We start from the raw sequence: 24,698 nt of genomic DNA, 5'->3' as shown, positions 1-24,698 counted from the left end.
TGGGGAAACTCAGATCGAATTCTCAGGAAATGGGAGTACCGTCCAGGTATACCCGCATGAGCTGAATCAGGGAGATGGACCATGAATCGTACCTGGCGAAACTGGGCACCGGCCGTCGCGATCACCGCCGTCGTCGGGGCGGGGGCTCTGGTTGTCCCGCTCACCGCGAACGCCGCAGTTGACCTCCCGGATCTGACTGCTGTCGAAGTCCTTGAACTGGCGACCAGCCATTCGGTTGACACTCTCTCCGGCACCATCGAGCAGACCTCCGATCTCGGGCTTCCCGATCTGTCCCTTCTGGGTGGGGCTGGCGGCAGCGCGAACGGAACCACGGGCGGCGCCAACGCTGCGCCCGGCGCCACATCCGACGCCGACACACCCTCAACCCCCGGGGCCTCAGTCCTGGAGCTGCTCACCGCCCCTCACACCGCCCGCGTCTACCTGGCGGGCCCGTCGCAGGCCCGCATTCAGGTGCTCGACGACATGGCCGAGCGAAATGTCATCCTCAATGGCACCGACCTCTGGTTCTACGACTCCGAAGACAACGCGGCGGTCCACGCCACGCTCCCTGACCGGACGCTCACCAGTGAGGACATCGATTATCTCGAAGGCCTTCCGGACGTTCCGACTCCGGACCAGCTGGCGGCGCAGTTCCTGGAGAAGGCGGACCCGACCACTGAGGTTTCGGTCGGACCCGACCGGTCTGTGGCAGGCCGTGCGGCATACCAGCTGATCCTGACACCCCGCGCTGATGACACCCTCATCGCCTCCATCACCGTCGATGTTGACGGCGACACCGGCCTTCCGCTGGCGGTCAGCGTCGCTGCGGCTGACAGTTCCGAGCCAGCGTTCAGCGTCGCCTACACCGATATCAGTTTTGACGCCCCACCTGCCGGGATCTTTGACTTCACCCCGCCCGCCGGGGCAACCGTCACCGAGGCGCCTGATCACGCCCGGGAGGGCGACCCCGGTACGGCGGAATCGCACGATGGGGATCCCTCGAACGACCCGGCGGAGAACTCTTCTAAGCCCACCGTCACCGGGACCGGCTGGGGGACAGTGCTGGAGTTCCCGGCAGGAGACTTCCCGGCGAACGCCGGCGAGCTGACCGGTATGATCGACCAGCTGAGCACTCCGGTGGAGGCCGGGCGCCTCCTGCAGACCCGCCTGCTGAACATCCTGCTTACCGACGACGGGAGGGTCCTGGTCGGGTCGGTTCCCGCCGACCGGCTCCAGGCAGTTGCCGACGGCGAGTGAGCGATCCAACCCTGCTGGAGGGTCCGGTCGTTCAGACCCGCGGGCTCACCAAACGATTCGGTGGGCAGAACGTTCTGGACGGCATCGACCTCACCGTCCCACGAGGGTCAGTTTTCGGTTTCCTCGGACCCAATGGGTCGGGGAAAACCACCACCATCCGGATCCTGTTGGGGCTGGCCACCGCAACCTCGGGTGAGGTGGAGGTGCTGGGGCGCAGCATTCCCAAACACCTGCCCGAGGTTCTCCCCCGGGTAGGTGCGCTCGTGGAGGGCCCGGGCTTTTACCCGTTCCTGTCGGGGCGAGCCAACCTGCATCGTCTCGACGCAGCCGACCGCTTTGTCGATTCGTCGACCCGCCGCGCCCGGACCGACCGCGCCCTTGAACGGGTGGGGCTGTCGCAGGCGGCGGACAAAAAGGTGGGCGCGTATTCGCTGGGGATGAAGCAACGCCTGGGCATCGCCAATGCGCTCCTCACCCACCGGGATCTGATCGTGCTCGACGAACCCACCAATGGTCTTGACCCACAGGGCACCCGCGAGGTGCGCCACCTGGTGCACTCGCTGACCGCTGAGGGGACCACCGTCTTCGTATCGAGTCACCTGCTGGCGGAGGTGGAACAGATTTGCTCGCATGTGGCGGTCCTCCGAGCGGGACGGCTGGTCGCGCAGGGGTCGCTGAGTGAGCTGCGGGACGCCGGGCAGACCCGGGTGGAAGTGCTCACGCCCGACCCCGACGGCTGCCTCGCAGTCCTGACACGCCTGGGGTTGCTCCCACAACTGTCCACGCCGGTCCACTACACACCGCACGCGGGGATTGAAGCGGTCAGCGCACCGCTCCCGGACCAGATCGCGCCACACACCATCGTCGCCGCACTGGTTGCCGCCGGGGTCCGGGTGACCGGGTTCACCGTCGATCAGATGGGGCTCGAAGAACTCTTCGTGGCGCTGACCGGAGAGGGGTTCGACGTTGTCCAGTGACACGGGAGCGCGCAACGCCGAGCAGAGACCGGCCTCCGGGCTGGTTTTTCTGGCATCCGAGCTGACCCTCCTCTTCCGACGCCGACGGACCTGGGCGCTGCTGCTTGCCCTCGCGGCGATTCCCGTCCTGATTGCCGTGGCGGTGCGGCTGACCTCCGGCCCACCCAGCGGCCGGGGGCCAGCCTTCCTTGACCAGATCACCCAGAACGGGCTCTTTGTCGCGGTAGCGGCCATCACCGTGGCCATCCCCCTCTTCCTGCCCCTTACCGTGGGTGTGGTGGCGGGGGACACCGTCGCCGGCGAAGCCAGTACCGGCACCCTGCGCTACCTCCTGGTCGCGCCGGTGGGCCGCGGGCGGCTCCTGCTGGTCAAGTTCACTGGGGCGGTGGTGTTCTGTCTCGCGGCAACCCTCGCCGTCGTCCTAGCGGGCACCCTCATCGGTGCCGCACTGTTCCCGGTGGGCCCCGTCACCCTGCTCTCCGGGGACACCGTCGGCGTCGCGGAATCACTCCTGCGGTCAGCTCTGATCTGCGCTTACGTCACGGTTTCCCTGACCGGATTGTGCGCCGTCGGCCTGTTCATCTCCACGCTCACCGATGTGCCGGTGGGGGCGATGGCCGCGACCGTGGTGATCTCCGTTGTCTCCCAGGTGCTGGGCCAGCTTCCCCAGCTGGAATGGCTGCACCCCTGGCTTCTGAGCCAGTACTGGTTCGGGTTCGCGGACCTGCTTCGGCAGCCGATCGAATGGTCGTCGTTCGCTGCGAACGCCCTCCTCCAGTCGGGCTACGTGCTGGTCTTCGGTGCCCTCGCCTACGGCCGGTTCACCACTCGTGACGTCCTGGCCTGAACAACCCCACGGCACACGAAAGAGGCGGCACCAGCAGCAATGATGCTGCCCGCGCCGCCTCCTTGGCGTGGAAGGTCAGTCCACCAGCTCGTAGGCGGGCAGGGTGAGGAAGTCCGTGTACTCCTCGGAGATGCAGATGTCGGCGATGAGACGGCTCGCCGGCTCGTAGAACCGGGTGAACGCCTCCTCGCCCACCTCGCCGCGGAGCCGTTCGGTCTCTTCGGCGAGGATGTCGGTGACCAGTTCGGGGGTCACTGTGTTTCCGGTGTCGGTCAGCTGCACCTTGTTGCGGATCTGCTGCCAGACCTGGGACCGCGAGATCTCCGCCGTTGCTGCGTCCTCCATCAGGTTGTGGATCGCCACTGCACCGTTACCGGAGAGCCACACCGCCACATAGGCGACCGCGACATAGAGGTTGGCATGCATCCCGGCCTCGGTCACGTCCCCTTCCGCTGAGGCGACGTCCAGAAGCTGCGCGGCGGTCACCTCCACCTCAGGACGCTGCCGGTCGATCTGGTTCGGGCGCTCCCCCAGGACACCGTCGAAGACCTCCTTGCACAAGGGCACCATGTCCGGGTGGGCCACCCAGGAGCCGTCGAAGCCGTCGGTCGCTTCGCGCTCCTTGTCTGCCTTTACCTTGGCGAAGGCCTGTTCGGTGACGGCGGGCTCGCGGCGGTTGGGGATGAACGCTGCCATGCCGCCCATGGCAAAGGCTCCCCGGCGGTGGCAGGTCTTGACCAGCAGTTCCGTGTAGGCGCGCATAAATGGGGCGGTCATCGACACACTGGCGCGATCCGGCAGCACGAACTCGCTACCGCCATCACGGAAGTACTTGATAATGCTGAACAGGTAATCCCAGCGCCCGGCGTTCAGGCCCGAGGCGTGGTCCTTCAGCTCAAACAGGATCTCGTCCATCTCGAACGCGGCCGGGATGGTCTCAATCAGCACGGTCGCCCGGACCGACCCCTGGGGCACGCCCACGTAGTCCTGTGCGAACACGAAGACATCATTCCAGAGCCGTGCCTCGAGGTGGCTTTCGAGCTTCGGCAGGTAGTAGTAGGGGCCGCTGCCGTTCTCGAGCAGGTGCTTGGCGTTGTGGAAGAAGTGCAGCCCGAAGTCCACCAGCGCACCGACAGCCGGTTCGCCGTCGATGGTGATGTTCTTCTCTGGCAGGTGCCAACCACGGGGGCGGGCGACGACGACGGCGAGGGGCGCGTCAGTGCGCAACGCGTATTCCTTGCCTTCGGGCGAGGTGTAGCTGAGCTGCCCGCGTGCGGCGTCGAAGAGGTTCAGCTGGGAGTCGATCACGTTGTGCCAGGTCGGCGCCGACGCGTCCTCAAGGTCAGCGAGCCACACCTTGGCGCCCGAGTTCAGTGCGTTGATGGCCATCTTGGCGGGGGATGCTGGTCCGGTCATCTCAACGCGCCGGTCCTGCAGTTGCGGCGGGGCACCGGCGACGGTCCAGTCACCGGCGCGAACCTCCTGCGTCTCGGGGAGGAAATCCAGCCGGCCGGTCGCAGCGGCCTCTTCGCGGCGACCGTTCCGTGCCGCCAGCCGCTCGTCGCGGGTTCCACGGAAACGCTGGTGCAGCTCTTCGAGGAAGGTGAGCGCCTCGGGCGTAAGGATGGTGTCTGCCCGATCAACTGGGAGTGGGTGCCTGGGTTCGATAGTCATGTACTGAGCTCCTGTCGTTTGCCCGCCGGGAAGGCGGGAGCCGCTGCTGGCACGATGGTGAGGGAAGGTGCAACGCAAACACTCTCACGTCCCGATTTCATATTATGGATATTATTATCTGACAGATGGAATCGCAACCCGGATTGGATTACTGATTCCACTCAGTGGAAAATAGGATAGTCTGACAAAAGTTTCCACCTCGCGAGTCAAGCCTGCTGATGGAAGCCCGAGAGCTGGGAGTGTTACATGGCCGAGAAAGCGGCTGGTGGCGGCGTGCAGTCCGTCGAGCGGGTCTTCGAACTGCTCGAACTCATTACGGACGCCGGCGGTGAGGTCTCCCTCAGTGAACTCTCCTCCTCCACCGACCTTCCCCTGCCGACCATCCATCGCCTGCTGCGAACCCTGGTCACCAAGGGATATGCCCGTCAGCTCCCTAACCGCCGGTACGCGCTGGGGCCCCGCCTCATCCGGCTTGGTGAAGGGGCCAACAAACAGCTCGGCGCCCTCGCACGCCCGCAGCTGAAACACCTCGTCGACAGCCTGGGCGAAACCTCCAACATGGCGGTCCTGGACTCGGACATGGTCATCTACATTGCGCAGGTGCCCTCACCGCACTCCATGCGCATGTTCACCGAGGTGGGCCGTCGCGCCCACACCCATGACACCGGCGTCGGGAAGGCAATCCTGGCGCAGCTGAGCAACGACGCCGTCCGGAGCATCGTTGCCCGGGCCGGGATGCCCACCCCCACCGAAAAAAGTCTCAAGACCATCGACGAGCTGCTCGCCGAACTGGACCTCATCCGCGAGCGCGGCTACTCGATCGATGAGCAGGAGCAGGAACTCGGTGTCAGGTGTTTCGCGATGGCTGTGCCCAACGCTCCGACACCGAGCGCCATCTCCGTGTCCGGGCCGGTCTCCCGCGTTGATGAGCATTTTGCCGAGAAGGCAGTGCCCCTGCTGCGCGAAGCGGTCCGCTCCATTGCCGAAGAACTCAACCTCACCTCCTGACCCGGATCGAGGCCCACCGCGTCCCGGTACCAGGGAAATCCGGCCGGGAGTATCATCCTCGGCATGGACACTGGTGGCATCAACATTGAGGTGCACCCCGCCACGGTTGAACGGTTCGACGACGTCGCCTCCCTGCTGCGCCCACGCCGGGATGATGCGTCAGCCTGCTGGTGCCTGGCCTTCCGACTGACCTCCGGCGAATTCAACTCCCTGACTCCGGCACAGCAACCCGAGCGATTGCGGGAGCTCTGCCGCGACACCCCACCACCGGGCGTCGTCGCCTATCTGGGAGGGGAGCCCGTCGGCTGGTGTGGAATGGGGCCCCGGTCCGGGATGGAACGCCTGGTGCGCTCCCGCACCATCCCGAAGGTGGACGAAGTTCCCGTGTGGAGCGTCGTGTGCTTCGTGGTGAAGACGGGCCACCGCCGCCAGGGGATCGGGCACGCGCTCCTGACGGGGGTGATTGACTACGCCAGGGCGAGCGGGGCTCCCGCGCTGGAGGCCTACCCGATCGATCCCGAGGGCTCGCGCATCAGCCCTACCCTTGCGTTCGTCGGGACCACCGGCATGTTTGAAGGTGCCGGGTTCAGGCGCATCCTCAAGACCGACGCACGCAGCGGTGGTTTGCCCCGGTGGCTGATGCGCCTTGATCTGCAGCCGGTCATCGAAGGAGCCGGGACCGGCCCGGTTTAGTCAACGAAGAGGCAGAACGGATGGCCCGCCGGGTCGAGATAGACCCGCACATCGTCCTGCGGCTGGAACTCCGCGAGGGAGGCGCCCAGGGCCACCGCGTGTGCGCCCGCATCGTCGAGGTCATCAACCTGGATGTCCAGGTGCATCATCATCGGCGGATCCGTCGGCCCCGCCGGCCAGACCGGCCGCACATAGTTGGTTTCGGTCTGAAAGGACAGTCCCGCGCCGCCGTCGGGTGCCGACAGGATCACCCAGTCGGACTCCTCGATCCGCATTTCCCAACCCATCAGCCGCTGATAGAACCGCGCCAGCTCCACGGCATCCGGTGAATCCAGGACCGTGGCAGTGAGTGTGAACCGCATGGTGCGTCCTTTCGTCGCAACTTTTGGTGCAGATCCTAGCCGGTTTCGGCGCACAGGGGCGGTTCCCACAGGGATGAAAGTAAGGTGAAGTATGGATGCCGTCGAAGCACTCAACGAAATTGCCTTCTGGCTCGAACGCCAGACCGCGCCCACGTTCAAAATCAAGGCCTTCCGCAACGCAGCCACCATCCTGGGTGAGCTTTCCCCCAGCGAGATTGCAGCCAGAGCCAGGGACGGCCGGCTCAAGCGGATGAAAGGCATTGGGGCACGCACTTTCGAGGTCGTCTCCCAGGCCGTCGGCGGGCAGGTTCCGGACTATCTCGCGGAACTCCGTGAGCACGCTACCCAACCCCTCGCGACGGGTGGCCAGGAGCTCAGAAAAGCACTCCGCGGGGATCTGCACAGCCACAGTAACTGGTCCGACGGCGGCAGCCCTATCCCACTCATGGTGCAGGCCGCCCGCGCGCTCGGCCACCAGTACCTCGCACTGACGGACCACTCGCCCAACCTCACCGTCGCCAATGGGCTGAGCGCCGAACGGCTCGAGGAGCAGTTGGAGGTGGTTGCGGCGCTCAACGACGACGGCGACGACGGGTTCACTCTCCTCGCCGGCATCGAGGTCGATATCCTCGAGGACGGCACCCTCGACCAGACCCCCGAACTGCTGGGCCGGCTCGACGTCGTCGTCGCCAGCGTGCACTCCAAGCTTCGCGCGGACCCGGCCACAATGACCCGCCGGATGCTTGGCGGTGTACGACAGCCCCAGACGAACATCCTGGGACACTGCACCGGCCGCCTCGTTCAGGGAGCCCGGGGGACGCGCCCGCCGTCGGACTTTGATGCCGCAGCGGTCTTTGCCGCCTGCGTCGAGAACAATGTAGCGGTGGAGATCAACTCGCGGCCCGAGCGTCAGGATCCCCCCGATGACCTGATCCGGATGGCCCTGGACGCCGGATGCCTGTTCAGCATCGACAGCGACGCCCACGCACCCGGCCAGCTGGACTTCCTGCAGTATGGAGCCGAGCGGGCCGAGGCGAACGGTGTCCCCACCGACCGGATCATCACCACCTGGCCCCAGGGCCGGCTGCTCAGCTGGCTGCAGGGCGGCTAGGGTGACCAAGCCGGCCAGACCAGACCAGACACCACAGCAGGGAACCTTGATGAAAGCAGCACCAAACGCACACGCCCGGACCCTGGTGGTGACTGGCGCCGGCTCGGGGATTGGGCGTGCCGTCGCCCAGCAGTTCCTGGCTGCAGGATTCGACGTCGTCCTTGCGGGGAGGAGGCGGGAAGCGCTGGAGGCCACCGCTGGCAACCACCCCCGCGCCCACGTTGTCCCCACCGATGTGACCGAGCCCGCCGACGTCGAGCGCTTGTTCGATTTTGTCCGCACCGAGCTGGGTTCGCTGGGCGTGCTTTTCAACAATGCAGGCGTGTTCGGGCCGGCCGGAGCGGTCGACGAGATCTCCCCCGCGGACTGGGCGGACACCCTCGCGGTCAACCTGACCGGAGCGTTCCTGTGCGCTGCCGCCGCAGTCCGCCTCATGAAAAGCCAGCAGCCGCAGGGCGGACGGATCATCAACAACGGGTCAATCTCCGCGCACGCGCCGCGGCCCCTCTCGGTCGCCTACACCACCACCAAGCACGCGATCACCGGCCTGACGAAGTCGATCGAACTGGACGGCCGGCCGTTCGGCATCACCTGCGGACAGATCGACATTGGAAACGCCCACACGCAGATCATGGAGACCATCGGCGTCAACGGCGGAGCCCTGCAGGCGGATGGCTCCCGACGCCCGGAACCGACGTTCCCGGTGGAGGAAGCGGCCCGGGCGGTGCTTCTGATGGCGCAACTGCCCGCATCGGCGTCGGTGGGGTCCCTGCTGATCACCGCCAGCGGTATGCCCTTCGTCGGGCGAGGCTGACCGGCCGCCGGGGTCTCAGGTATACCAGAACCAGTTCGGCGGGCTCCAGGACGACGGCACCTCGTGTCCGTTGAACCTGCCGCACACCGAGCAGGAGTAATTGACTGAGGCCGCAATATACTCGTCGGCCCCCGCCGGGATCCTGGCCGGGACAAAGTCCTCATAGATGAGGTACTCATCGGTGTCGCAGTCGCTACACCATGGCAAGCCTGGGTCGTGTTCCCTGACCGCTCCGGTAGATGTCCGAGCCTGATTGAGGTTGTACGAATCGAAGGTTGCCATCGAAATCACCACTCCAGCCAGCTGTTTGTGCAGCTATTTTTCTTGCAGATCCCCTTGTGAGTGACCCCACCCTAGTCCTGTCCGGCCAAACAGGGAAGGGAATCAATTAGCCGTCGCTAACATATTGAATTCGGTTGAAACTTCCACTTTCGGTAGTTCTTGGCACAATAGGAGAATGCCAACCCGGATTCCCCTTTCCACACCCGCCCTCCCCGCCGCCCAGGCTGCGACCCTTCGCCGAGCACTTACCGACCGTGAAGACGTCACAGTCTTTGTCGATGGCACCGCGATGAGGCTGCCCGCGGAGGCCCGAGATGCGGTGGTCGATCTGCTGCGGAGGCTTGCCGACGGCGACGCCGTCACGGTCACGTCTGCGGCCGAAACCCTGACCACTTCCCAGGCCGCCGCGGCAGCCGGAATTTCACATACCTACCTGCGGAATCTCACTGATGCAGGTGTTATTCCAGTGGAATATCGAGGCACTCACCGGCGGATTAGGTCACAGGATGTGGCAGCCTGGCTTGCCACCCAAAAAGGGGACTCCAAAATCGATTCAGCCGATAAAGATCGGGATTAGAAAATAGTTTAAGTATTGGTCAGATTCGAGGCCGTCTGGCCCATTTCCTGGCTTTCAGCGCCAGATGAAGCTCCAGGCGCACATGACCGTTGAGCGGGTCGGCCCCGATAATGGCCCGGATGCGCGCCAGCCGGTTGTACACACTGCTGCGGTGCAGGTGGAGCTGTGACGCAACGTCCTGGACGGAGCCGTTCTTGTCGTACAGCAGTTCCAGCACCGGCAGCAGCTCGGCGTTGCGGTCATGTTCCTCGATCTCTGCGAAGTACACCGAGTTGGCTGCAGTAACTTTCCAGCCGCCAGCCGCCAGGAACTGATAACTGCCGGTGGCCCGGTAGTGGGTCACGGGGCCAAGCCCCTCGTCGACCGCCGACGCCTGGACGGCGTGACGGGCCTGACCATACGCCTTCGGGAGGTCCCGCAGGTCCAGGAACTGCTCACTGAGCCCCAGTAGAGCTACCCCGCCGCGGTCGCCTTCGCGTTTGGCGTGCTCGCTGTCATACCGACGCAGGATATCGGTGCAATCGCCGCCCGCCACCCCGCCGGTGAGCAGAAGCACCGCGAGCATCGGGGTGCCGGCGCTGAAAAGCACCGAACCCACCCCCACAGTTGCCTGGAGGGCGGCACTGCGGTGGGTGAGCAGGCTTGCCTGCGGATCGGCAGGTTCCGGGATGCCGGTCCGCGCGAACAGCACCGCCACCTGCCAGGGCGCCGTGTTGTGGAGCTCAGCCCATCCCGCGAGGTTGTCAGTGGCCGCTGCGGTTCCGTCGCACGCGGCCAGAAAGGTGGCCTCACGCTTTTTTCGATGCTCCGACGCAGCGGTATTGCCCTCCAGAAGCAGTGACGCCAGGTGGTCCAGGTCGCCGCGTACCTTCGGGAGCTGCCGCAGAATGTCGTCGGGCAACTCTTCTTCCGCTTCCTGCTGCACCCACAGGTAGCCCACCCGGAATCCACGGACCAGCAGGGGAACACACACCCGGCCGAGCATCCCCAGAGAAGGGTTGGCGGGAAGGACCACCGGGCGCACAGCCGATGAAATGCCGTGCTGCAATTGCCACTGGCTGACGTCGTCCGGCACCTTCTTGCTGAGCAGAAAGTTGACGCGCACCCGGTCGGCCGCTGACTGATGGCTGCTGTAGGCCAGCAGCACACCGTCCAGATCCTCCAGCGACAGGCCCCGCCCCAACCGCGCCGCAATGGCCTCGACGGCCCCGTCCACTCCGTCTGACTGCATCGCTTCATGCTACGGGTGGCGCTCCGGAGACGACAATTGATGCGCAAAGGGTCGACAGTTGTCGACTTCGGTGCCGCAGGGTCATGTGCTAGTGAACTGGATCACAACCCTCGTAATGGCCGGGTTGACGCCGAACCCGGTCGCCGCGGACCCTCTGCCCCGGGCTCGGCGACGGAAGCCGGGCCCGGTTGTCCTATCCAGGTGGCGGGCGGCGTCCGTAGGCTAGGGGCAGGTCCGACAGGGCCTCACCCGCACCATCGAAAGTGAACGGAGAATCCCGTGATCGTCGGCGTTCCAAAAGAAGTCAAGAACAATGAGTTCCGCGTAGCCATTACCGCTTCCGGGGTGCATGAGTTCCGCACGACCGGTCATACGGTCCTGGTTGAGAAGGACGCCGGGGCGGGTTCAAACATCACCGACGCAGAGTACGTGGCCGCAGGCGCGGAGATTGTCTCCTCGGCTGATGAACTGTGGTCGCGCTCTGACATGGTGCTCAAGGTCAAGGAGCCGATCACCGAGGAATACCATCGGTTCCGTGCCGGGCTGATCCTCTTCACCTACCTGCATCTCGCCGCCGAACCGGAGCTGACCCAGGCACTGATGGATGCTGGCGTCACCGCCATCGCCTACGAGACCGTGCAGGACGGCCGTTCCCTTCCGCTCCTCGCCCCCATGTCCGAGGTCGCCGGCCGCCTATCCGTGCAGGTGGGTGCCCAGGTGATGACAGCCCCCGCGGGTGGGCCGGGTCTGCTGCTGGGCGGGGTCCCCGGGGTTCGCCCCGCGAAGGTCGTAGTGCTCGGCGCCGGGGTTGCCGGAACGAACGCCGCGGCGATGGCCGTCGGAACGGGAGCGGAGGTCACCGTCCTGGACATCAACATCGGGCGGCTTCGCGAGCTCGACGCGCTGTACGCCGGACGGATCAAGACGATTGCCTCGAACGCGTTCGAGATTGAGCGGGCCGTTCTCGACGCCGACCTGGTGATCGGATCAGTGCTGATTCCCGGAGCCAGGGCTCCGAAGCTGGTGACCAATCAGATGGTTTCGCGGATGAAGCCGGGGAGCGTGCTGGTCGACATCGCCGTCGACCAGGGCGGATGCTTCGAGGATTCCCATGTCACCACCCACCAGGATCCGACCTTCACCGTGCATAATTCGTTGTTCTACTGCGTGGGGAATATGCCCGGCGCGGTGCCCAACACCTCAACCTACGCGCTGACCAACGTCACGCTGCGCTATGCGGTGGCCCTGGCCAACCGGGGCGTGCGCGGCGCCTTCGAAGCGGATCCGGCACTGGCCCAGGGACTGAATATTGCTGCGGGACAGGTGGCTCACCACTCAGTCTCCGAAGCCCATGGGCTGGCCCTGACGGCTGACTGGCGGGACCTGGTCTAGCTCATTCCTGGTGGGTGGCCTCGATGATCCGCAGGGCGGCGACGCTGTCCTGCGGATCCACCGGCGGCGGCGTCCCATGAAGCATTGCGGAGGCCATCAGCTCGTAGAACCTGGGGTACTGGCCCTTCTCGGTGCGTACCTTCGTGGCGTCGGCGTCGAATCCGAGCAACCCCCAGGCCAGCTCGTCCTCCACTCCATACAGGGGATCAGTGGGTAGCATGCCCGCAACGATTGACGGCTCCTGAACGTCCACTCCCCATTTGGAGTACGCCGACGTGGATCCGACCACCCTGAAGCGTGGCGCCGCCTGGGGTGCCAGCGCGTTCATCCACAGATGACTGATGGTCCCGTTGGCGTGGCGCAGGGCGAGGAAGGCGTCGTCGTCAGGGCCGCCGTCGCCCCGGTGGGCGGCAAGCTCCGCATACTGCAGTTCCGCCGGCCCGAACAGCGTCAGTGCCTGGTCGATCAAATGCGGCCCCAGATCGTAGAGGATCCCCCCACCGTCGCCCGCGGGGGCGCCCTTCCACGGCTTGGAGAGGACCGGTTTGAAGGATTCCATCCGGGATTCGAACCGCCGGATACTGCCGAGCAGGCCTTCATCGACCAGTTTTCGAACCGTGAGGAAGTCCCCGTCCCAGCGCCGGTTCTGGAAAACGGTCAGGACGCTCCCGCGTGATCGGGCCAGTTCGATCAACCGGACGCCGTCAGCGGTATCAATGACGAAAGGCTTGTCGACGACGACGGCGAGGCCGGCGTTCAGCGCATCCGTTGCCAGCGGGGCATGGGTTCCGGGTGGCGTGCTGATCACCGCCAGGTCAAGGTCCTTGGCCCGGGCAAACGCGTCCTGCGCTGTAGGGACCACCAGGACGCCCGGATAGAGCACCTCGGCTTCGGCCTTCCTGGCGGGGTCGGACGTAACGATGACGTCGAGTGAGTAGCCAGGATCAGCGTGGATGAAGGGGGCGTGGAACACGCGCCCTCCGAGGCCGTAACCGAACACTGCGGTGCGGATTGTCGTCATCCGCCCAGCCTACTGGTCACCGCTCGGCCTCTGCCGTTCAGGCGGGCTGCCCTGGGGGTGTTGGCTCAAGCCCAGAGGCTGTCAGCCCAGGCTGCGTCACGCAGGTAGTCGCGGGCTGGGCCAACTTCCCACAGTTCCCCGCGCGAGGCGAGAACCCCCAGATCACGCATGTCCTCAAGGGTGTCCGGCGAACATCCCAGGGCTTCGCTGAGTTCCCGTTCGTCTGTGGCCAAGATGACATCGTTGCTTGCCGCCATGGTGTTCAAATCCTTCCTCGGTAACCTTGGGTAGTTCGGTACTCATCGCGCCTAGTTCTGGTCGTAGGAAGCAGCCTCCCGCTCGATGCTCCAGGAGCGGGCATACAGACCGAGCACTCCCTCCTCGCGAGTGGTGAAACCCAGCCGGTTCAGGGTCATGTGTGCCTGGTACACGGTGAGGTGTTGCGCACTGCGGCTGACCCGCATCTTGTCGGCGCGGTACAGGTAGTTGTCGATCGCCCGAGCGTACCGGCGACGCCAGTTCTGGGCTGCGGATTCAGAGGCCGTCGCCGCCATCAGACCGTGGAACGCAGGCACCCGTGCGGCCACCTGGGCGGACAATGCGTCCCGCACACCCCCGGAGCGCGGGCCCAGGTCTGCGGTGCACGTGCGGAGGTGGCTGTCCCAGTAGAAGTCCCACGAGATACGGCGGCGGTCAGGCCAGCCGGCCGATCGCGGGCCCTTCATCATGGCGCGTGCGGAATCGAACAGGATCAGTGCCCCAAACGCGGAGCGGCTCTGCATTTTGGGGAAGCGTTTCGTGGCCCAGGCGGCGAGTTCGGAGGACAGCTCGAAGACTTCTTCGGCCAGCTGCAGACCGTCGACGCCCCCGTACTTCACCAACTCGGCCTCAAGCCGCGGTTCGACGTCGATGGCTGCGGCCTGCGACGGAAAGTTTCCGGCGGGGCGGGAAAAGTTCTGGCGCACCCTCAGCTCCGACAGGATGCCGGCAGGGCTGGTCTCGTGGTGGCCGGGCAGCGACCCATGCTCCACGGTAGGAGGCTTGTTCGGCGCCTGGTACTTGTCCAGTGCGTGGTCCGGGCGTCGATCGGCGCCCGCCAACCCGCCGTGTTGCAGTGCGCTTAGGAAGGACTGCAGTTGAGCGGTCACCGCGGGGCACGCGAGGACATGCAGCTGCACATGGGCCCCCGCTGGTTCCTCACACCGTGTGAAGAACCAGCGGCTGGCTCCCAATTTCTGAGCCTGCGCCGCCAGTGGGGTGACCAGGTCTCCAATGATGCCGTCCGCTACATCGAAGCCACCGGTAAAGACGGAGAGGTGCCACCATTGAGCGCTGTCTGCTGTTCGTGAGGCGATGCGAACTGCTGTCAGCTGGCTCATGGCCCTTTCCTTCCGGATATATGGTCACCGCCACTGGGGCGAGTCTGTTGTGCTGTCCCGCCGATCAGATCCGGCGCGAACAGCCAGCTATTTGGGCCACTCCCAATTGCTGGCCACCACTGTCTTGGGCCATTCCCAATTGGCAGCGACGACCGTTTTCGGCCATTCCCAGTTGGCTGCACTGAGTGCTGGGCTTGCGGGTGCCACGACGCCGATGACAACCAGAAGTCCAGCTGCGGTACCGACAATCTTTTTCACGAGATTCCCCTCCGAGTGGCTGCCAGTGGTGCTTGACCGGCAAGGAGTAGCCGGTATCCCTACAATGCGGCGGCCGCTCTGCCCCTGTCCAGCCGGATCACCACCCTGTTCTGGACATGGCCTAAAGAGGACTAGACGCGATCTGAGGGCAGTGATCAAAGGTACCCGAATGATCCGGAAAGGCCGCTCTGACATGGGGATTCGTCACATCCGACCGGATCCTGCCAAAGTCCCTGATATTGATGTCATTAAGTGGACATGTCATGATTTAACCGGGCCATTTTGGGCAGGTCAGCTCGCACAGACACCAAATCGTTCGACGGTGAAACGGGTCTGTAGGCTACAGTCAGGCGTGCCGCCATGCCGGGGAGGAAAGTTCATGCTTGACGGAATATGCCTGGAACTCTATCGCTACGCCGTCGCCCATCCGGGCTGGACACGGCAGCAAGTTTCCGAGGCCCTCGGCTACACCCTGCGGGACATCGACGCTGCCATGGAGCAACTGACCCAGCGCAAACTGCTCAGTGTCCACGCCGCGGACCCCGACGCCTATGTCGCGGTCTCGCCTGATGTTGCGCTGGCGGATCTGGTGGACGCGGACGAGCGCCTGGTACAGGACCTCAGGAGCCGGATCAGCACCAAACGCCGGGAGTTGTCCGGACTGGTCCCCCTTTACCTGGAGGCCCGCAAGGAAGTGATTTCCAGCGCTTCAGTGGAGGTCCTGGAAGATCCGCATCTGATCCAGCGTGTCCTCATCGAGTATGGCCGGGATGTTTCGGAGCAGGTCCTGATGGCCGTCCCCGGCCAGGGCGCCAATGCCGACTTCCAGGAGGAGAACGTCCGAAAGGATCTCGACCTGCTGAAGCAAGGGGTCAGCCGAAGGAACCTTTACGATCTCAGCACCCGGGACCATATGCCGACCCGTAAAGCGGTCAAGCTGATAGCGGCGGCGGGCGGCCAGTTCAGGACACTGCCCTCGGTTCCTTTTCGGATGCTGATCTTCGACCGGAAGCTGGCCGTTGTGGCACGCCAGCTCAACAGCACCGATAAGGCCGCGATGATGATCCGGGATCCCAGCCTGGTCAGTGTCTTCATCAAGGTGTTCAATTCGACCTGGGAGTTCGCTGACCCGTTCGTGGCCGAGGAGGAAACCACCTCAGCGCTCAGCGGTACCCAACAAGCCATCCTCGCAGGACTGGCTGCGGGGTACTCGGACGAGGTCATTGCCCGCCGGTTGGATCTGAGCGTGCGGACGTGTCGACGCCATATCGCCTGGATGCTCGAAACGCTGAAGGCCGACAGTCGTTTTCAGGCTGGGGCCAAAGCGAGGGACGCGGGCTGGATCTGAGGCAACACTCGTTGCTCATTGGTTAACCGCTGGCTTAGACTGCGTGAGTGAACTCACACGCAAACCTTGATCCGACATCCCTGCCCGCAGAAACCGAGGCGGCGCTCGTTCGAGCAGTCGACTCGGCCCACCGTCATGAGGCGTTGTTTTCCGATCGGGCTGCCAACATCAAGCAATCGGCGGTACGGGATGTCTTCGACATTTCCATCCAGCCGGGCCTGGTCTCGCTGGCCGGAGGAAGCCCCTATCTTCGGTCCCTGCCCCTGCAGGAGCTCGGCAACACTGCACAGCGGATCATCGCCGACCACGGCCTGGAAGCCTTGCAGTACGGCGGAGGTCAGGGGATGGAGAAACTCCGCCGCCAGATTTGCGAGGTCATGGCAGCAGAGGGGATCACAGGTGCTGATCCCGACGATTTGGTCATCACGACCGGATCACAGTCGGCGCAGGACGTCGCCGCCAAGGTCTTCTGCAATCCCGGCGACGTCATCCTCTGCGAGGACCCCACCTACGTGGGGGCGCTAAACACCTTCGAGGCGTACCAGGTGGATGTCCAGGCGGTCGCGATGGATGACAATGGTCTGGTCCCTGAGGAACTCCAGAAGAGGATCACCGAGCTTCAGGCCGAGGGCCGCACCATCAAGGCGCTCTACACGATCCCCAGCTTCAACAATCCCAGTGGGATCACTCTCGCGGCAGACCGGCGGCAGGTCATTGTCGACATCTGCACCGCCCACAACATCCTGATCCTGGAGGACAATCCGTACGGGCTGTTGCGCTTCGACGGCAAGCCGTTGACGCCCATGCGGGAGGGCAACCCTGACGACGTCATCTACCTGGGGTCCTTCTCCAAGATTTTCGCGCCGGGTGTGCGACTGGGGTGGGCGCTGGTGCCCAAGCATTTGCACCGGCGCTTCTATCTCGCCTGCGAGGCTGTGGTGCTGTGCCCGTCTCCCCTGACCCAGATGCTGGTCTCGGCCTACCTCAGCGACTACGACTGGCTGGGACACCTGGAAAATACCCGGGAGCTCTACAGCGAGCGGTGCTCCACCATGCTGGCGGCCCTGGAGCAGCACCTGCCTGCGTCGGTGACATGGACCCGCCCAGACGGTGGATTCTTCATCTGGGTTACCCTGCCCGAAGGGATCGACACCTACCCGCTGCTCTACCAGGCGATCGATGCGGGAGTGGTGTTTATCCCCGGCGCTGCATTCACGCCCTCCGATGAGCCGTCCAACAAGCTACGGCTCGCCTTCAGCGCCGTCTCCAGTGAAGATATCGTCACGGGCATCGAGCGGCTTGCCCCGATCCTGCAGAAGGCCATCGAGGTGAACCGTGCGTAAGCGGAAGCTAGCGGTTCCGGGAACGCAGGCGATCCAGGACCACCGAGACGGCCAACAGCAGGACGGCAAGAATCAGCAGCCGGACAACAAAGTTCAGTTCGGGGAAGAGGAACTGCAGCAGGGTTGATCCGAGGAAAGCTGCCAGAAGCATCGGCAGCAGCCGCTTCAGATAGGAGCCGGTGGACGTCGGGGTGTTGGCGCGGTCACGGTCGGGTCGCTGACCCGGTCTGGGATGATTTGGCATAAGGGTTTCCAGCCTAAGCGAGAAAACGTCAGTCGAGCAGCAGTGCTGGTTCTTCCAGGATGGATGCGACGTCGGCCATGAACCGCGCGCTCAGATCCCCGTCGACCACCCGGTGGTCGAAGGATCCGCCCAGCGTGGTGATCCACCGTGGGACAACGACGCCGTCGACCACCCACGGTTTCTGTTTGATCGTCCCGAAGGCCACGATCGCCACCTCACCGGGATTGATGATCGGCGTCCCGGTGTCGATGCCGAGGGCTCCGATGTTCGTGACCGTCAGCGACCCACCCTGCATCTGTGCCGGCTGGGTTTTCCCTGCCCGGGCGGTGGTAGCCAGCTCATTAAGCGCCACGGCGAGTTCCTTGAGTGTCAGATCCTGGGCGTCCTTGATGTTTGGGACCATCAGACCCCTCGGAGTCGCGGCGGCAATGCCCAGGTTCATGAAGTGCTTGACCAGGATCTCGTCGCCGGCCCAGGTGGCGTTGACCGCCGGGTTGCGGGCTGCGGCCCAGATCACCGCCTTGCAGAGAATGAGGAGGGGGGAAACCTTGATACCTTCGAAATCAGGCGATGCTTTGAGTCGCTTGACGAATTCCATCGTGCGGGACGCGTCAACATCCACGAAGATGCTGACGTGGGGTGCCGAGAAGGCACTCTCCACCATCGCTCTCGCCGTCGCCTTGCGGACGCCCTTCACGGGCAACCGTTCGATGCGCTGGTCCTGTGGTTTCTGCGGCGCGTCCCAGAACGTGTTGGCGCCGTCCTGGCCGGCGTCCCGTTGGTTCTGGTAACCCAGGAGATCACGCTTGGTCACCTCTCCGGAGCGTCCGGTCCCCTCCACGTCGGCCAGGTCGATGCCCAGGTCACGGGCAACCTTCCGGACCGGCGGTTTCGCGAGGATCCGCAGGGGTGGTCCCGCCGCGGCGGGAGCCGCGGCGGGCGCACGCCCGGGTCGCACAATCGGCTCGGATGCGGGACGTCGTGGCCTCCGCTTCACCGAGTCGGCCTTCGGCCCGGTTCCCACGAGAGGACCCGCGGCAGGCGCCTCCTGGGAGTCCCGGGGGTCGGCGGCGGTCGGCGGGTTGCTGGCCGGCGGGGTGGCCAGCTCACCGGGCATCTGGGGGGCGGGGACATCGCCGTCACCGTCAGCGACAGAGATGATCGGGGTGCCGACCTCAATGGTTTCCCCCTCAGCGGCGAGCAGCTCCGCGACGACGCCAGCGTACGGGGACGACAGCTCGACGAGCGACTTGGCGGTCTCGATCTCCACAATGATGTCGTTGACCGCCACCACACTGCCGGGCTGAACCACCCAGCGCACGATCTCCGCTTCGGTGAGTCCCTCGCCGACATCGGGAAGGTTGAATGTATTAAGTGTCATGGGGTTCCTCTAGTAGGCCAGGGCACGGTCGAGGGATTCGAGGATGCGGTCGATATCGGGAAGGTAGTGATCTTCCATCCGGGCGACCGGGTAGGGCAGGTGGAAACCGCCCACGCGCATCACGGGTGCCTGCAGCGACAGGAAGGCCCGTTCCGACACCCGCGCGGCCAGCTCACCACCGATTCCCCCGAACGTGGGGGCCTCATGGGCGATGATCAATCTCCCGGTTTTCTGCACGGAGGCTGTTACGGTGTCGAAATCCATGGGAGAGACCGACCGCAGGTCAATGACCTCGACACTGGTGCCATCCTCTGCGGCGGCGTTGGCCGCCGCTAAGGCAACCGGCACGAGGGGGCCGTACGCCACCACGGTGGCGTCGGTGCCTTCGCGGAGCACGTGGGCGGCAAACGGATTTCCCGGGGGTGTGGTGAGGTCAACCTCGCCCTTCAGCCAGTACCGCCGTTTGGGCTCGAAGACGATGACCGGGTCGTCACAGTCGATGGCCTGCTGGATCATCCAGTAGGCGTCTTGCGGGTTGGAAGGGGTGATGATTCGCAGCCCAGCGGTGTGGGCGAACAACGCTTCGGGTGATTCGGAGTGGTGCTCGACGCTTCCGATCCCACCCCCGTACGGGATCCTGATCACCACAGGAACCCGCAGCATTCCGTCGCTGCGGGCGTGCATCTTCGCCAACTGGGTGGTGATCTGGTTGAAACCGGGAAAGACGAATCCGTCGAACTGGATCTCACAGACTGGTCGGTAGCCGCGCAGGGCCAAGCCGATGGCCGTCCCGATGATGCCCGACTCACCGAGCGGTGTGTCGACCACCCGGTCGGCACCGAATTCGGCTTTCAGCCCCTCGGTGACCCGGTAGACACCCCCGAGTGCTCCAATGTCCTCCCCCATCAGCAGGGTGGCGGGTGAGTCTTTCAGAGCGGCGCGGAGGCCCTCGTTAATCGCCTTGGCAATGGTCATGACCGGCATCTACTTGCCCCCTTCGTCCGCCGGTGCGAAACCGGCCTCGTAGTCCCGCCACTGACGTAACTCTTCCTGGACGAGGGGATGGGGCTCGGCATAGGCGGTGCCGAAGCGGTGGCTCAGGTCCGGGGCCTCCATCGCCAGCACGGCTTTCCGAAGCCTGGCCGCCTGCTCCACCGCCTCCCCTTCCAGATCGGTGAAAAAGGAATCCGGTGTCCCGGTGGCCCTGAGGTGGCTTTCCAGCCTACGCAGCGGGTCACGGGCCACCCAGGACTCTTCCTCGGCGGAGGCCCGGTACTTGGTCGGGTCATCCGCAGTCGTGTGGGCGCTCATGCGATAGGTGAAGGCCTCGATCAGCACCGGACCTTTGCCGCGCCGGGCATGGTCCAGCGCCCACGCGGTGACAGCGTTGACTGCGAGTATGTCGTTGCCGTCCACGCGGACGCCGGGAAAGCCGTAGCCCGCAGCCCGCTCGGCGAGTGGCACCCGGGTCTGGACCTCCGACGGCACCGAAATGGCCCAGTGGTTGTTCTGGCAGAAGAAGACCACCGGGGCGTTGAACGAGGCGGCGAACACCATTGCCTCGTGGACGTCTCCCTCTGAACTGGCACCGTCACCGAAGTAGGCGACAGCCGCGGCGGGCACAGCGTCCGGATCGGCGGCCCGGTCCCGCTGGATGCCCATCGCGTAGCCCACCGCATGGAGCGTCTGGGCGGCAAGGACCAGGGTGTAGAGCTGGAAGTTGTGTTCCCGCGGGTCCCAGCCGCCATTGGTGGTCCCGCGGAAGAGACGCAGGATGTTGGGCAGATCAACCCCTCGGGTCAGGGCGACGCCGTGTTCCCGGTAGGTGGGGAAAGCGTAGTCAGCTGCCTGCATCGCCCGCCCGGAGCCAATCTGGGCGGCCTCCTGGCCGGTGAGGGGAACCCACAGGGCGAGCTGGCCCTGGCGCTGCAGGGCCGTCGACTCCTGGTCAAAACGCCTGATCAGGAACATGTCCCGATACAGGCCGGGATAGGTTGCCGGATCCGGGGCGAAGTCGCCAAAGCGATCATCCGGGACCAGGTGCCCGTCCTCGGTGAGCAGCTGGACCATCGCTGGCTGCTCCTGCGGGGGTCCGGTCACCACACCGTCGGTGCGGCCGGGCTTGAGTCCGGAGGTTGTTGATCGCGCACCGTCCATACATGCTCCCTCAGCGTCTTTATATACCTCAAATGGAATGTTTTGGGGGGACATGCCATCCTGCGCATGTACCTCGTCCACCCTAGCGACGTGATCGTGCGCAACCCATTTGTGACGTTCTACGAAACCCCGGGGCCGAACGAAAAGGAGGCGCACAGTTCAAGGAAACGGGTGTTTGCCTCGGGCTCACCGATGCTTACCCGGGCTCCCTCGGCGCCGAAGGCCCGCACCGACAGGGCCTGCTGCTCGGCCAGGGCACCGAATTCGGCGGTCTTCTCACCCAACGCGAGCCAGACGAAGTTGCCCTCAGCGTTCGGGACCGTCCACCCCAGTGAGCGCAGGCCGTCGACAACCCTGGTGCGTTCCTCAACGATTCCCTGGACACGTTCCTTGACCTCGTCGAAGTGCTCAAGGGACGTAACTGCTGCCTGCTCGGCAATCTGGGAAACTGCGAATGGCACCGCGCTCACCCTCAGGTGCTGGGTCAACTCCGGCTGTGAGACGGAGTAACCCACGCGAAGGCCGGCCAGCCCGTGCGCCTTGGAGAAGGTGCGCAAGACCACCACGTTCTGATGCTCCCGGTACATCGCCAGCCCGTCCACAGCCTCCGGGTCGCGGACAAACTCCTGGTAGGCCTCATCGATGACCACAACGATGTGGCCGGGCACCCGACGCAGGAAGTCGCTCACATCGGCCTGCTTCAAAATCGGCCCGGTGGGATTATTGGGGGTGCAGAGCAGGATTACCCGCGTCCGGTCGGTGATGGCGGCCAGCATCGCTTCGAGATCGTGGGTGCCATCTTGCTGCAGCGGGATCTGGACCCCTGCCGCCCCGGCCAGGCCCACACAGATCGGATACGCCTCGAAGGACCGCCACGGGTAGATCACTTCGTCAGCGGCGTCGTAGTCATTCTGTCCGGCGAAAGTGGCAAGGACCTGGTTCAGCGCCCCCAAGCTGCCGGCGCCGGTAACGATATCCTCGGCGGGAACCGCGAGGAATGCAGCCAGCGCGTTGCGCAGCGCAGTGGTCATCGGGTCCGGGTACCGGTTGATGTGGGTTTGGGAGGCAATGGCCGCCAGCACCGAGGGAAGGGGCGGGAGCGGGTTCTCGTTGGAGGACAGCTTGTAGCTCTGCAGGCCCTCCACCACAACGGGAGGCTTGCCTGCGGCATACCGGGGGAGCCGCCCCAGCACGCTGCGGGGATGGACTGAAAGTTCCTGTGCCCCGGCGTCGTCGCCCTGGCGCTCTGGTGTTGTCATGGCCCCAGCTTATCGCTGGGCTTGCATCACGCCGTATGACAGCATGGAGGGATGCTCAAGTTCATTGTCCGGATCCTGATCAATGCGCTGGCACTGTTTGTCGCGGCCTGGCTCCTCCCGGGGATTGCCGTCGGGTCCACAACTGCCGGTGAAGACACCACGGCCGTGGTCCTTTCCTACCTGTTTGTCGGCCTGGTGTTCGGAATCGTGAATGCGCTGGTCCGCCCGGTCGTTGCCCTCCTGTCCCTGCCGCTCACCATCCTCACCCTGGGGCTGTTCACTATTGTGATCAACGCCGGCATGCTGATGCTCACGGCGTGGCTGACCTCGTTCACGCCGATTCAGTTCTCGGTCGATGACTTCTTCTGGTCTGCCATCCTCGGATCCCTCATCATCAGCGTGGTGTCGATGGTCGCCGGATCACTCACGGGAACACGGCGGTAGGCTCCAGAACAGCCGCTCACCCGTGACTGTCCCAGGTCAATCCCGCCCCTGCCGGTCCGGCAGGGCTGTGCGGTCACTGCGTGGCAGTCGCCGCACCCGGAACACATGCCGCTGTGCTGGTGACCGCCTGCCGAGCGTGGTGCCCACCACGCCAAGGGTCGCGACGAGGGAGGGGTGAACGCTGGCATCCGCCGCCTCGGCTCCAGCGAGATAAGTCGGGAGCTTATGGGCGGGGCCGAGCCCCTTTTCACTGGTAGGGACATCCTCCGCCGGCTCTTCGAGCGTCACAGTGACCCTGTTGTGCTCGTCGGGGTTCGCTGTGCCGTCTACCTGATGGACCCAGTCGTCGGCGTGTTCCAGGTGCAGGTAGGTGGCGTCACCGGAGGCCTCCCGCCCGGTGGGTGACCCGGCCGTGAGAACTAGTTCCAGTGAGTAGTCTTCGACCACCCGCGGATCCTGAGCAATGTTGGCAGCATGCATACCGCCCTGGCTGTACCCGACCACCATGACCCGGTCCCCGCGGGAGGCACCCGACTCCGCGAGCGCTCGATGGACGGCGTCGGCGACGAATGTGCTGTCGTAGTGGACCGCCTCGACTATGCCGGTCGGGTCAAAAGGATTGTCGGTGGCGACGGCAGCTGTCCCCTGGGTGCCCGGCAGTACCACCACGAAAACCGGACCCTCGGGGCGTTGCACCTTAAGCACTTCGAAGATGCCGGGCCCCTCAGCATCAAGCGAATCGATACGCTGCAGCAGGCCTGCGGCAGTCCCGTCAACGGTGATGGTGGTGTCTGCTGGCAACCGGTCCAGGCCGAGGGGTGTGGGTTCCGCGAAATGGCCGGCATTGGCGGTTCCAATCAGCCGATGCAGGTCATGTTCAATCATTCCCACCCCGGCATGCACTGCGCCGGCCGCCATCTGGGCCATCGCCTCGGCCGCCGCGTAGGCTAGTCTGCTCAATTCGATCCGTTGGGCGGTGTCCCGCATTTCAGCGTCGCAGCTGGACAGCGCGGCGCGCGCGCCGTCGAGAGCGTTGACGGCAGCGTATCCGATAGGGTCGGAAGCTACCTCAGTGGAGTTGAGGAGCATCTGCAGTCGCCACTGCAGGTCGCCGCACTGATGCAGAATCTCACGCAGTTCATCCGCCAGGACCCCGAGAAGATGCGCCCCGTGCCCCAGTTCGCTCCACTGGAAGCTGATGCTTCCTACCCCGCCACGCACCGCGATACCGTCGGGGCCGCGACTCTGGGAAAAGGGGATGGGGACCAGGTCCGTTATTCCGGTCATGAGCGCTGTTGCTCCAGGAACCGGCGGAGTTCGTCAGTGCGGAGGGTCGCGGCGAACGCGGCAACCTGGGCGGCGGACTCCCTGAGTTGCTCACCGGCCTGCCGCACCCCGCGCACCTGACGCGTCAGGTAGGCGCTGAAGTTCCGGCCGGCCGGCGATTCCCAGTCGAGAGCGGTCACCGCTGCCATGCGGGAGGCAACGTCATCGACTGTCTCCGCGTACACCAGTACCTGCGAGCTGATCGAGGCGGCGGCCGAACTGTCCACAGCCCAGGGTTCGCACGACCAGTCCGCGCGGTAGCTCACCTGTCTGCCCTCCCTCCCACCCGATACCCGTTTGGCTCCCCTTGCAC

Annotated in this window: 27 protein-coding genes; 12 read left to right on the top strand and 15 right to left on the bottom strand. The window is 64.9% G+C overall.

Features of this window, described 5'->3' with window-relative positions; translation table 11 throughout:
- The first annotated feature begins 81 nt into the window (after positions 1–81).
- Genes HMI58_RS12135 through HMI58_RS12125 form a run of 3 tightly spaced genes read left to right on the top strand, consistent with a single transcriptional unit; the run spans position 82 to position 3,081 of the window.
- A complete protein-coding gene (locus tag HMI58_RS12135; protein WP_171584754.1) occupies positions 82–1,257 on the top strand; it encodes a DUF2092 domain-containing protein in 1,176 nt (391 codons plus the stop codon).
- Positions 1,254–2,234: an ABC transporter ATP-binding protein gene (locus HMI58_RS12130; protein ID WP_171620088.1), complete on the top strand. Its 981-nt coding sequence runs from the start codon at positions 1,254–1,256 to the stop codon at positions 2,232–2,234. The genes HMI58_RS12135 and HMI58_RS12130 overlap by 4 nt, the downstream gene beginning before the upstream one ends.
- 49 nt (positions 2,235–2,283) lie before the next feature.
- Positions 2,284–3,081 carry an ABC transporter permease gene (locus HMI58_RS12125; protein ID WP_171620153.1) on the top strand — a complete coding sequence of 266 codons (798 nt, stop codon included), beginning with the start codon at positions 2,284–2,286 and terminating at the stop codon, positions 3,079–3,081.
- Between the two features lie 75 nt (positions 3,082–3,156).
- Here HMI58_RS12125 and aceB read toward each other — a convergent pair whose 3' ends face one another.
- A complete protein-coding gene (aceB, locus tag HMI58_RS12120) occupies positions 3,157–4,755 on the bottom strand; it encodes a malate synthase A (RefSeq protein WP_171584756.1) in 1,599 nt (532 codons plus the stop codon).
- Positions 4,756–5,001: 246 nt separating this feature from the next.
- Between aceB and HMI58_RS12115 the strand changes: the two genes are divergently transcribed.
- Positions 5,002–5,763: an IclR family transcriptional regulator gene (locus HMI58_RS12115; RefSeq protein WP_171584757.1), complete on the top strand. Its 762-nt coding sequence runs from the start codon at positions 5,002–5,004 to the stop codon at positions 5,761–5,763.
- Between the two features lie 63 nt (positions 5,764–5,826).
- Positions 5,827–6,456 carry a GNAT family N-acetyltransferase gene (locus tag HMI58_RS12110; protein ID WP_205208138.1) on the top strand — a complete coding sequence of 210 codons (630 nt, stop codon included), beginning with the start codon at positions 5,827–5,829 and terminating at the stop codon, positions 6,454–6,456.
- Here HMI58_RS12110 and HMI58_RS12105 read toward each other — a convergent pair.
- On the bottom strand, positions 6,453–6,818 hold the full coding sequence (locus HMI58_RS12105) for a VOC family protein (protein ID WP_171620086.1): 366 nt from the start codon (positions 6,816–6,818) through the stop codon (positions 6,453–6,455). The genes HMI58_RS12110 and HMI58_RS12105 overlap by 4 nt on opposite strands.
- Before the next feature lie 91 nt (positions 6,819–6,909).
- On the opposite strand from HMI58_RS12105, the gene HMI58_RS12100 reads away from it, so the two are divergent.
- Together HMI58_RS12100 and HMI58_RS12095 are read left to right on the top strand one after the other, a co-directional pair.
- The gene (locus tag HMI58_RS12100) at positions 6,910–7,929 is read left to right on the top strand and encodes a PHP domain-containing protein (protein ID WP_171620084.1); all 1,020 of its coding nucleotides are present in this window, start codon (positions 6,910–6,912) and stop codon (positions 7,927–7,929) included.
- A gap of 49 nt (positions 7,930–7,978) precedes the next feature.
- Positions 7,979–8,743, top strand: a complete 765-nt coding sequence (locus HMI58_RS12095) for an SDR family oxidoreductase (RefSeq protein WP_171620082.1) — start codon at positions 7,979–7,981, stop codon at positions 8,741–8,743.
- Between the two features lie 15 nt (positions 8,744–8,758).
- Here the strand turns inward: HMI58_RS12095 and HMI58_RS12090 are convergent, their stop codons facing one another.
- Positions 8,759–9,025, bottom strand: a complete 267-nt coding sequence (locus HMI58_RS12090; RefSeq protein ID WP_171584760.1) for a hypothetical protein — start codon at positions 9,023–9,025, stop codon at positions 8,759–8,761.
- A 175-nt stretch (positions 9,026–9,200) separates the two neighbouring features.
- Between HMI58_RS12090 and HMI58_RS12085 the strand changes: the two genes are divergently transcribed.
- Complete coding sequence (locus HMI58_RS12085) at positions 9,201–9,602, top strand: helix-turn-helix domain-containing protein (protein ID WP_171584761.1); 402 nt, start codon at positions 9,201–9,203, stop codon at positions 9,600–9,602.
- Between the two features lie 19 nt (positions 9,603–9,621).
- On the opposite strand, the gene HMI58_RS12080 is transcribed toward HMI58_RS12085, so the two are convergent.
- Positions 9,622–10,833: a helix-turn-helix domain-containing protein gene (locus HMI58_RS12080; RefSeq protein WP_171620080.1), complete on the bottom strand. Its 1,212-nt coding sequence runs from the start codon at positions 10,831–10,833 to the stop codon at positions 9,622–9,624.
- 279 nt (positions 10,834–11,112) lie between these two features.
- On the opposite strand from HMI58_RS12080, the gene ald reads away from it, so the two are divergent.
- Positions 11,113–12,225, top strand: coding sequence for an alanine dehydrogenase (gene ald / locus HMI58_RS12075; RefSeq protein ID WP_171584763.1), 1,113 nt, complete (start codon positions 11,113–11,115; stop codon positions 12,223–12,225).
- Position 12,226: 1 nt separating this feature from the next.
- Here ald and HMI58_RS12070 read toward each other — a convergent pair whose 3' ends face one another.
- The 4 genes from HMI58_RS12070 to HMI58_RS12055 form a co-directional block, all read right to left on the bottom strand.
- Positions 12,227–13,246: a Gfo/Idh/MocA family oxidoreductase gene (locus tag HMI58_RS12070; protein ID WP_171620078.1), complete on the bottom strand. Its 1,020-nt coding sequence runs from the start codon at positions 13,244–13,246 to the stop codon at positions 12,227–12,229.
- Between the two features lie 65 nt (positions 13,247–13,311).
- On the bottom strand, positions 13,312–13,503 hold the full coding sequence (locus HMI58_RS12065; RefSeq protein ID WP_171584765.1) for a hypothetical protein: 192 nt from the start codon (positions 13,501–13,503) through the stop codon (positions 13,312–13,314).
- A 51-nt stretch (positions 13,504–13,554) separates the two neighbouring features.
- Positions 13,555–14,625: a lantibiotic dehydratase C-terminal domain-containing protein gene (locus HMI58_RS12060; RefSeq protein ID WP_171584766.1), complete on the bottom strand. Its 1,071-nt coding sequence runs from the start codon at positions 14,623–14,625 to the stop codon at positions 13,555–13,557.
- An 87-nt stretch (positions 14,626–14,712) separates the two neighbouring features.
- Positions 14,713–14,883, bottom strand: coding sequence for a hypothetical protein (locus HMI58_RS12055; RefSeq protein WP_171584767.1), 171 nt, complete (start codon positions 14,881–14,883; stop codon positions 14,713–14,715).
- A gap of 379 nt (positions 14,884–15,262) precedes the next feature.
- On the opposite strand from HMI58_RS12055, the gene HMI58_RS12050 reads away from it, so the two are divergent.
- Together HMI58_RS12050 and HMI58_RS12045 are read left to right on the top strand one after the other, a co-directional pair.
- On the top strand, positions 15,263–16,231 hold the full coding sequence (locus tag HMI58_RS12050) for a helix-turn-helix transcriptional regulator (protein ID WP_171584768.1): 969 nt from the start codon (positions 15,263–15,265) through the stop codon (positions 16,229–16,231).
- Between the two features lie 47 nt (positions 16,232–16,278).
- Positions 16,279–17,574 carry a PLP-dependent aminotransferase family protein gene (locus HMI58_RS12045; protein WP_318779210.1) on the top strand — a complete coding sequence of 432 codons (1,296 nt, stop codon included), beginning with the start codon at positions 16,279–16,281 and terminating at the stop codon, positions 17,572–17,574.
- A gap of 7 nt (positions 17,575–17,581) precedes the next feature.
- On the opposite strand, the gene HMI58_RS12040 is transcribed toward HMI58_RS12045, so the two are convergent.
- The 5 genes from HMI58_RS12040 to HMI58_RS12020 form a co-directional block, all read right to left on the bottom strand.
- Positions 17,582–17,818: a hypothetical protein gene (locus tag HMI58_RS12040; protein ID WP_171620076.1), complete on the bottom strand. Its 237-nt coding sequence runs from the start codon at positions 17,816–17,818 to the stop codon at positions 17,582–17,584.
- A 28-nt stretch (positions 17,819–17,846) separates the two neighbouring features.
- A complete protein-coding gene (locus HMI58_RS12035; RefSeq protein WP_171620074.1) occupies positions 17,847–19,199 on the bottom strand; it encodes a dihydrolipoamide acetyltransferase family protein in 1,353 nt (450 codons plus the stop codon).
- A 9-nt stretch (positions 19,200–19,208) separates the two neighbouring features.
- Positions 19,209–20,183: a transketolase C-terminal domain-containing protein gene (locus tag HMI58_RS12030; RefSeq protein WP_171620072.1), complete on the bottom strand. Its 975-nt coding sequence runs from the start codon at positions 20,181–20,183 to the stop codon at positions 19,209–19,211.
- Complete coding sequence (gene pdhA, locus HMI58_RS12025) at positions 20,184–21,356, bottom strand: pyruvate dehydrogenase (acetyl-transferring) E1 component subunit alpha (protein WP_171620070.1); 1,173 nt, start codon at positions 21,354–21,356, stop codon at positions 20,184–20,186.
- Positions 21,357–21,475: 119 nt separating this feature from the next.
- Positions 21,476–22,615: a histidinol-phosphate transaminase gene (locus tag HMI58_RS12020; protein WP_171620068.1), complete on the bottom strand. Its 1,140-nt coding sequence runs from the start codon at positions 22,613–22,615 to the stop codon at positions 21,476–21,478.
- A 51-nt stretch (positions 22,616–22,666) separates the two neighbouring features.
- On the opposite strand from HMI58_RS12020, the gene HMI58_RS12015 reads away from it, so the two are divergent.
- Entirely contained in the window at positions 22,667–23,059 is a 393-nt protein-coding gene (locus tag HMI58_RS12015) for a phage holin family protein (RefSeq protein WP_171620066.1), read from the top strand.
- Positions 23,060–23,095: 36 nt separating this feature from the next.
- Here the strand turns inward: HMI58_RS12015 and HMI58_RS12010 are convergent, their stop codons facing one another.
- Both HMI58_RS12010 and HMI58_RS12005 read right to left on the bottom strand, forming a co-directional pair.
- Positions 23,096–24,346: a hypothetical protein gene (locus tag HMI58_RS12010; protein ID WP_171620064.1), complete on the bottom strand. Its 1,251-nt coding sequence runs from the start codon at positions 24,344–24,346 to the stop codon at positions 23,096–23,098.
- Positions 24,343–24,698, bottom strand: a 356-nt coding sequence (locus tag HMI58_RS12005; RefSeq protein WP_205208137.1) for a hypothetical protein, incomplete at its 5' end; no start/stop codon positions are given. The genes HMI58_RS12010 and HMI58_RS12005, both read right to left, overlap by 4 nt.

This window comes from Arthrobacter sp. 147(2020) (assembly GCF_013116715.1).
Classification (GTDB): domain Bacteria; phylum Actinomycetota; class Actinomycetes; order Actinomycetales; family Micrococcaceae; genus Arthrobacter_D.
Note: the sequence above shows the minus strand (reverse complement) of the source record. Positions and strands in the feature narration are given on the sequence as shown.

Bases quoted from the DNA above. Each gene is read 5' to 3' on its own strand.
- HMI58_RS12135 (WP_171584754.1), top strand. From the start codon at position 82: ATGAATCGTACCTGGCGAAACTGGGCACCGGCCGTCGCGATCACCGCC.
- aceB (WP_171584756.1), bottom strand. From the start codon at position 4,755: ATGACTATCGAACCCAGGCACCCACTCCCAGTTGATCGGGCAGACACC.
- HMI58_RS12115 (WP_171584757.1), top strand. From the start codon at position 5,002: ATGGCCGAGAAAGCGGCTGGTGGCGGCGTGCAGTCCGTCGAGCGGGTC.
- HMI58_RS12110 (WP_205208138.1), top strand. From the start codon at position 5,827: ATGGACACTGGTGGCATCAACATTGAGGTGCACCCCGCCACGGTTGAA.
- HMI58_RS12105 (WP_171620086.1), bottom strand. From the start codon at position 6,818: ATGCGGTTCACACTCACTGCCACGGTCCTGGATTCACCGGATGCCGTG.
- HMI58_RS12100 (WP_171620084.1), top strand. From the start codon at position 6,910: ATGGATGCCGTCGAAGCACTCAACGAAATTGCCTTCTGGCTCGAACGC.
- HMI58_RS12095 (WP_171620082.1), top strand. From the start codon at position 7,979: ATGAAAGCAGCACCAAACGCACACGCCCGGACCCTGGTGGTGACTGGC.
- HMI58_RS12090 (WP_171584760.1), bottom strand. From the start codon at position 9,025: ATGGCAACCTTCGATTCGTACAACCTCAATCAGGCTCGGACATCTACC.
- HMI58_RS12085 (WP_171584761.1), top strand. From the start codon at position 9,201: ATGCCAACCCGGATTCCCCTTTCCACACCCGCCCTCCCCGCCGCCCAG.
- HMI58_RS12080 (WP_171620080.1), bottom strand. From the start codon at position 10,833: ATGCAGTCAGACGGAGTGGACGGGGCCGTCGAGGCCATTGCGGCGCGG.
- HMI58_RS12070 (WP_171620078.1), bottom strand. From the start codon at position 13,246: ATGACGACAATCCGCACCGCAGTGTTCGGTTACGGCCTCGGAGGGCGC.
- HMI58_RS12065 (WP_171584765.1), bottom strand. From the start codon at position 13,503: ATGGCGGCAAGCAACGATGTCATCTTGGCCACAGACGAACGGGAACTC.
- HMI58_RS12060 (WP_171584766.1), bottom strand. From the start codon at position 14,625: ATGAGCCAGCTGACAGCAGTTCGCATCGCCTCACGAACAGCAGACAGC.
- HMI58_RS12050 (WP_171584768.1), top strand. From the start codon at position 15,263: ATGCTTGACGGAATATGCCTGGAACTCTATCGCTACGCCGTCGCCCAT.
- HMI58_RS12040 (WP_171620076.1), bottom strand. From the start codon at position 17,818: ATGCCAAATCATCCCAGACCGGGTCAGCGACCCGACCGTGACCGCGCC.
- HMI58_RS12035 (WP_171620074.1), bottom strand. From the start codon at position 19,199: ATGACACTTAATACATTCAACCTTCCCGATGTCGGCGAGGGACTCACC.
- HMI58_RS12030 (WP_171620072.1), bottom strand. From the start codon at position 20,183: ATGCCGGTCATGACCATTGCCAAGGCGATTAACGAGGGCCTCCGCGCC.
- pdhA (WP_171620070.1), bottom strand. From the start codon at position 21,356: ATGGACGGTGCGCGATCAACAACCTCCGGACTCAAGCCCGGCCGCACC.
- HMI58_RS12020 (WP_171620068.1), bottom strand. From the start codon at position 22,615: ATGACAACACCAGAGCGCCAGGGCGACGACGCCGGGGCACAGGAACTT.
- HMI58_RS12015 (WP_171620066.1), top strand. From the start codon at position 22,667: ATGCTCAAGTTCATTGTCCGGATCCTGATCAATGCGCTGGCACTGTTT.
- HMI58_RS12010 (WP_171620064.1), bottom strand. From the start codon at position 24,346: ATGACCGGAATAACGGACCTGGTCCCCATCCCCTTTTCCCAGAGTCGC.